At 49.8% G+C, this 6,185-nt stretch carries 7 protein-coding genes; 1 reads left to right on the forward strand and 6 read right to left on the reverse strand.

Annotated elements, in window-relative coordinates; genetic code table 11:
• Positions 1 to 2,041 (reverse strand): tape measure protein (locus ACR2PX_RS01720; protein ID WP_433997631.1); only part of this gene is annotated, 2,041 nt, incomplete at its 3' end.
• A 241-nt stretch (positions 2,042 to 2,282) separates the two neighbouring features.
• On the opposite strand from ACR2PX_RS01720, the gene ACR2PX_RS01725 reads away from it, so the two are divergent.
• A complete protein-coding gene (locus ACR2PX_RS01725; protein ID WP_433997632.1) occupies positions 2,283 to 3,038 on the forward strand; it encodes a hypothetical protein in 756 nt (251 codons plus the stop codon).
• Positions 3,039 to 3,118: 80 nt separating this feature from the next.
• Here the strand turns inward: ACR2PX_RS01725 and ACR2PX_RS01730 are convergent, their stop codons facing one another.
• From ACR2PX_RS01730 to ACR2PX_RS01750, 5 genes are all read right to left on the reverse strand, one after another.
• Positions 3,119 to 3,862, reverse strand: a complete 744-nt coding sequence (locus ACR2PX_RS01730) for a hypothetical protein (protein WP_433997633.1) — start codon at positions 3,860 to 3,862, stop codon at positions 3,119 to 3,121.
• Positions 3,863 to 3,887: 25 nt separating this feature from the next.
• The gene (locus tag ACR2PX_RS01735) at positions 3,888 to 4,289 is read right to left on the reverse strand and encodes a hypothetical protein (RefSeq protein WP_433997634.1); all 402 of its coding nucleotides are present in this window, start codon (positions 4,287 to 4,289) and stop codon (positions 3,888 to 3,890) included.
• A gap of 13 nt (positions 4,290 to 4,302) precedes the next feature.
• Positions 4,303 to 4,896, reverse strand: a complete 594-nt coding sequence (locus ACR2PX_RS01740; protein ID WP_433997635.1) for a hypothetical protein — start codon at positions 4,894 to 4,896, stop codon at positions 4,303 to 4,305.
• Entirely contained in the window at positions 4,880 to 5,179 is a 300-nt protein-coding gene (locus ACR2PX_RS01745) for a head-tail joining protein (RefSeq protein ID WP_433997636.1), read from the reverse strand. Before ACR2PX_RS01745 ends, ACR2PX_RS01740 begins: the two co-directional genes overlap by 17 nt.
• Positions 5,164 to 6,185, reverse strand: a 1,022-nt coding sequence (locus tag ACR2PX_RS01750) for a major capsid protein (RefSeq protein ID WP_433997637.1), incomplete at its 5' end; no start/stop codon positions are given. The genes ACR2PX_RS01750 and ACR2PX_RS01745, both read right to left, overlap by 16 nt.

Consider the following 6,185-nt stretch of genomic DNA (forward strand, 5'->3'; position numbering starts at 1 on the left):
CGGCATCACCCAGAGATCGGGCGGCATCGGCTGCGGACTGGGCACCGTCTTCCAATTCGGCCAGTTTCTGTCGGCTGGCTTCCAGGGCTTCGTTGTACTGCTCCTGGGTCAAGGTGCCTTCGGCGAATGCCTTTGAAAGTTCCACTGCCAGGTTAGCCAGCTCGGTGCGTGTTTCAGCGGCATTGATCTGTTTGAGTGCGTCAGCCGCATCCGTAAAGGCTTTTTTAGCGGTCTGTGCTGACTTCACATAGGCCGAGTTGAGTTTGATGACATCCTGTTCGACGGACTCTGTCGTTTTCTCGCTCTCGGTGCGAACCGTCTGCTGAGTATCCTTACTGGCTTGAACGATGGCGTCACCCAGACTTTGCCAGGTGTTATTAATATCCTGAACATCCTCTTTCACTGCCTCCCTGAACCCTGCCGACACCTCTTTGATCGAGTCACTGAAGGACTGCAGCTTTTGAGCAGACTCTTCCGCTCCAAAGGCACTAAATAGCTTGACTGTACTTTGAGTAATGGAGGCGATAACAGAGCTGAACACAAAACCGAAGGATTTAGCGGCGACCGTGAAACCATTAAAAAACAGCTGAATGGCATTACCGGTTAAAGTAAACGTACTGTTCAGACTGCCCAGCACCGAGGCGATACTCTGACTGGTGGAACGAACACGCTCAACCACCTGTCCAAACGTCAGCCCCGAAAAGTTGGCCTTGATGGCCTCTCCCATCTGCACAAACGCATCACTGATGGACTGCGCCAGTCGAGACAGACGACCATCTTCTGACATCACACTGATCTGGTCCGAGATGCCCTTGAGCTGTGTTTTAGCGTATTCCAGCGCCCCACTCTGGGCCACTTCATCCAGAAAGTTCTGCCAGGTGTCTTTCAGATTACTGACATAGCCGGACAGCAGGGACATATTCTCGGCGGCAGCTCCTGCAGAGCTTTTGCCGATCTCTTCAATCAGCAGGGCAATGGTATCCCGTCCCAGCTTGCCCGCCGTAGAGAGTTTCTGCAGTTCCTGAACATTTTTCCCGGTGGCTTTCTCCAGCATTTCCCAAACGGGTACACCCCGCTCGACCAACTGCAAAATCTCCTCACCCTGCAGTTTCTGTTTAGCCCAGGCCTGTCCCACGGCCAGGGAAATCCCGTTCAGCCGTTCCATACCGCCACCCAGCTTGGAAGCCTGATCCACCATGGCCTGCATACTGCCGTCCATGGGATCAAGACCGAACGCCTTCAGTCGTACAAAAGCCTCCGCCACCTGCTCCAGCTGGTAGGGCGTCTCGCGGGTAAATTGTTTGATCCATTGAATGGCACGCTCACCTTCCGCTACCGATCCCATCACGGCATTGAGCTGAACTCTCAAACGCTCAAACTGGTCTCCGGTACTCAGTAGCCCCTGAACCGCCCGCTTGATGGTATACAGCCCAACACTGGCCGCGACCAGAGCTCCCAACCGCTGGGATAGACGCCCCATACTTCCTGATGCCCGATCAGCATCTCGAGCCAGTTTCCGAAAGCCTAAACGTTTAAATGTGCGAGTTGAGCCCTTGGCTCTGGTATCCACCTTCTGCAAAGCTGAAGCTGTTTCTTTCAGCTCCTTTTGCAGAAGTTGCTGCTGGGCAGAGAGGTTTCGATTGGAAAGACCCGCTTGCTCCAGACTGCTGCGCAACTCGGCCAGTTTCTGCCGCTGAGCCTGATAGACACGACTGGCTGATACCACGGATTTACGAGCTGACTCCAGGGAACGCTGGAGAGACCGGGAAGGCTTCTCAGTCTGCTGAAATTTCCTGGCCAACCTCTCAACTCTGGCTTCCGCTTCCCTATAGGCTTTGCCTGCATCCCTGACCACTACTGTCTGTTTTTGGAAAGACGACAGAAGACGATCTTGCTTCTGCAAGTCAGTCAGTTTCTGCTTGAGGGTTTGGGCCTCTTTGCGGAGGGATTCGAGGGAGGATGCAGATTGAAGAACAGTTTTGGATAGGCCGTCTTTGGCTTTTAGTACCAGCCGAAGAGCCGACTCTTTGATTGAAGTCATAGCCCTCTCCGTGGGCAAGATGGGAGAATATTACCGATTTTGGGGAGTATATGTATGCGTATGCACACTATATCTAATATTACTCACTTAAGGTCTAATATCGCCTATGTTCTCTCAGGCTATTGCTCTCCTCTGCAGATCCGCAAAAGTGCTTCTTGGAAGAGTAGGGATTACGCGATAATAGCAGCTGAAACGAACATATCCTCTAATAGCTGTTAGCACTCAATATCACTGAGATTTCATGTTTACAAAAGAAGAAGTTAAGGAATTTATAATCAAGTTTGGAAAAAAGTGGCTATTTCCAGACTTCTACAACAAAGTGACCTGGTATGTCGTTACTTTAGGTGCAGGGATTATACTAACACCTATTCCATTTAAGCTGGTTATTTACAACTGGATCATTGAGTCTATTAACCTAAATTCCGGAAACATTATCACGCTGTCTGAGATGGGATCTAACACTGCAGATTATTGGCTTGGTTATTCCTTAATAACCTTAGCCTTATTGCATAATGTATTCTCAAAGTGGCTACTTCATCAGAATGATGTACAAGAAAGAGTCTCTGCAGAAAAAATAAATGCAGTGGATGAAGCTTTATTCAAAGAGTTCTTAGAGGTCTTTCCATCTGGCTCCAGGTCAGCCTATTTATTGGAAACACATGATTTCGGAAACTCTTTTAACCTTGAGTCACTAAATAATATTGATAAGTTTGTTGACGAATGGAACTGTCCTGAGAAAAGCTTTATAGATCAAGATTTAGAGGCCATCCGCAAAGAACTATGGGCCAAGTGTTACAAATTCAGCTGGCTTGTTGCTGAAAAATCTTCACCAACCCATGGAGGTCTACAAAGTGTCGTTCCTGATCGAGTAAGAGGTGACTGGGACTGGCCTAAGTGGGTGGATGATGATGTTAAAGCTGTTAACAAAATGGCATCAGAAGTATTTGTATTACATCAAAGTTTTATCAAGTTTATGCGCGAGACTTTAAAATGCTAAACCGGGTAGCCTCTTGGTATACGGGTTTGTGCCGTGTAATTCATCGACACATATGAGACTATAAACCAATATTGAGTGCCCTACTGGGCCAAATCCAACTGCATAAACGGACTCAGCCCATTCCCTGAAATCGATGTATCCGCCAGAACATCCACCTGCAGTGAAATACTGGCGAAATCATCGGAGATGAAACCCAAATTCTGAACCGGTGAGAATTTCACCCGGTGGACTCTGATGTTGAAGGGCAAACCTTCCTGAGCATCGTTCAGCCCTTCCATAAACAGGGAAAATTCCCGCCCGGACTCTACCAATGCTTGCACCATATCGGCCTTCAGCGGGGTATAACTGACTTTGACACCCTGGTCATCAATACTACCACCCTCCAGCACTTTGATGCCTGACTTCATTAATGCGTAATCATCATCAGCCACCAGAGTGTTATCCAGACTGTCTTTGACTGTGATGCTTTGGCTAAGATCGGGCAGTCGTTTAAACGGAATCAGCTCGTCTGCCAGTCCGTGACTGTCCTGATCTTCATCCACAATGGGGGTTGTAGTGGTTGCAGTGACATTGCCCCGCAACGCCAGCGCGATATTACTGGCGGTAAAATCATGAGCCACCAGGCTGGCAGTAATGCCCGACACCCGGCTGATAACATTGCGGTTGCCACCTCCGCCCAGATAGTTTTTCAGCTCTTTACGGTCTTCTTCGAAGCTGAAGTTGAACTCACTGACATTGCCGATGGGCAGCAAAGGAGCTGAGTGATCATAAGGCTGGATATGGATACTACCTGCACCAATAAAGCTGCGGTCGATGATAGACATAGGGATCTCCTTCCTTGAAGAGGGTTTAAAAGACGGTTTCGAGGGTCAGGGTGATATCTGCAAAGGACAGCTGGCCCTGGTTGGGAGCAATATCAAACTGGGTTTCAGAAAACTCAATTTTGCGAACCTGCTGATCCAGTGTTTTAGAAGCGGCCATTGTTTCACGTACAGCCCTTCTTAGATCGAGTAATGTATAGGTGCTCTGATCATTGGTGGGCACGACAGCACTGAGATTGAAGACCCACCGATACTTACGACGACTGCCCTGCTGTTGCAGCTGACTGATAGACTCCAGCTGCACCAGCAAGGCAGGAGGCTTTAATTCCTGCTCAAGACCGGTCGCGGAATAACCCAGCAGCACCTGATCACACACAGGTTCCAGTGTATGGATCAGGGTGCTGACAAGCTGTTGTTCAGGATGAGGCATTAGTAATATCGCTCTATAATTCGCTCAATAAAAAGCCCAGCTCCTGCTGCATCAACGTTGCAAACCGCTCCAGCAACACCGGCTTAAGCTTTTCCAGTACCTGGGCAGCGTTCTGCATCATGGGTAGGGACTGCTTTTCCAGGGGCAGACCCATCCACATCATGCGGCCTGATTTTTTTGAGCGCTGGAACCTGTGCTGCCAGTTAGCCTTACGTTTAAACACCATAGGCTTGGGGGCATTGACGGGTTGAATCAAAAAAGCGCCTGACCAGACATGCATACCGGTTCTAACTCCAGACTTTGTTTGCTTTGGTTGACCCAGGTGGTGAGCAGGAATATCAAAGGCTCCAATCCAAACCACCAAACGGTAGCTGTCACTGCCCCGCTCACCGGGTTGGTAAAGGTTGACTTTGACTCGCCCCAGCTCTTTCAGTTTTTTCTGGGTAATTCCCTGTTGCCGGGCCAGTTCTCTCAAGGTGTGACGTTCAGCAAACCGGGACAGTTTTCTGAGCGCACGCCGGGTCGCCAAATTCACCTTTTCAGGGGTGTTCTGAAACAGAGCAATCATTGCCTCAACACGGTCGTCCAGCTCAAGTTCCAGTTTCATGGAGATGCCACCAGATCATGGTGCCGTCGCTTTTTACCTTGCGATCGACAGTCCACTGCTGCCCTTCTGACACCACCTGATCACCCCGTTTCAATGGAATAGATTCAGCCAACGCCAACACAGTCATTGGCTGAAGTACCTGCTCATATTGTCCTGCAGGGATCAGCTCACTGGATAATATCCCCGTAGTTTTAAGTGCGCTGTCGTCTGTCTTAAGTATCGTGACCGGCTGCCCAAAGGTCGATAAGATCTGCCGGTTCAGATCATTCAGCTCATCTTGCATTTGATCACGGCTCTTGGTTTCAGGCAGATAGGCAGTGGGTTGGATTGGGTATGAATCTGAACGCCTTTGTCGAAGTCCATGATTTTCTGCTTGGCGTACCGGGGCAAGCCGATGGTATTCACGGTCTCAATAAAGTCCGCCGGAGCAAACCAGGTTCTGAAAATACTGGTGCCTTCCGGGATCACATAAGCTTCATCCGCTTTGATGAACGGGAGATCGCCTACCTGTCCGCGATACTCTTCCCAGTCAATATCACCAAACCGGAAGCCTGCCTTGGGATCGTTTCTGAGCAAGGCGCTGTCTTGAAAGCGGTGGTAGGCGTCTTTGACATAGTCATGACCGACCAGTCCATCATAAAAATCGGCTCCGCAAAAACCTCTTAATCCGGTATACGGTTGCGCTCCCAGCGCTTTATCCACTTTGCGCCGAAGACCAACACATTCCAGCCGGACATCAGTCTCGGCCAGACTGAATTTGAAGGTATGGGTCTGCTGGGTGACGCCAAACTCCTGAAACAAGTCATAGATAATGCTGGAACCATCAGCACCCAGAATCTGGCCCTTGATCGCTCCTAACCGGAGATGTTCCAGAGTCACTTCATGGTTGGCATTCATCGACGCCAGTCGTTGGTTGACGACCGTTTTGACCCCCTCCAGCGCACTCTCCGAGCCAAAAGCCCGTACATTACGCACTTCATCCGCCACAATGGTGGAGTCGTAGGGGATATGAGGGATCACAAAACTGCGTACCTTGCGTTTACCCCCTTTGGCTTGGGGAGCCGGAGCCCCTCGCTCGGAGGTAGGGAGCAAGATCAACTCACCGTTGCGGGACTCTACAATGGCCGTCGTCGTATTGATGCCACTTTCGGTGAACAGCCCTAAATCACCAATACGTCCTGGTTTATAAGGCAGTTCATTGAGTGTGGCGGTCAGGCTGGTGAGACTGAAGGCGTCGTTGTTAAAAATATCCAGTAAGCTCATCCCTGCTCTCCTGTTCTGAGAATGAT

This window comes from Endozoicomonas sp., assembly GCF_051008435.1.
GTDB lineage: Bacteria > Pseudomonadota > Gammaproteobacteria > Pseudomonadales > Endozoicomonadaceae > Endozoicomonas_A.

Excerpts from the sequence above, each read along its gene's own strand:
- ACR2PX_RS01740 (WP_433997635.1), bottom strand. The coding sequence starts at position 4,896 with ATGAAACTGGAACTTGAGCTGGACGACCGTGTTGAGGCAATGATTGCT.
- ACR2PX_RS01745 (WP_433997636.1), bottom strand. The coding sequence starts at position 5,179 with ATGCAAGATGAGCTGAATGATCTGAACCGGCAGATCTTATCGACCTTT.
- ACR2PX_RS01735 (WP_433997634.1), bottom strand. The coding sequence starts at position 4,289 with ATGCCTCATCCTGAACAACAGCTTGTCAGCACCCTGATCCATACACTG.
- ACR2PX_RS01730 (WP_433997633.1), bottom strand. The coding sequence starts at position 3,862 with ATGTCTATCATCGACCGCAGCTTTATTGGTGCAGGTAGTATCCATATC.
- ACR2PX_RS01725 (WP_433997632.1), top strand. The coding sequence starts at position 2,283 with ATGTTTACAAAAGAAGAAGTTAAGGAATTTATAATCAAGTTTGGAAAA.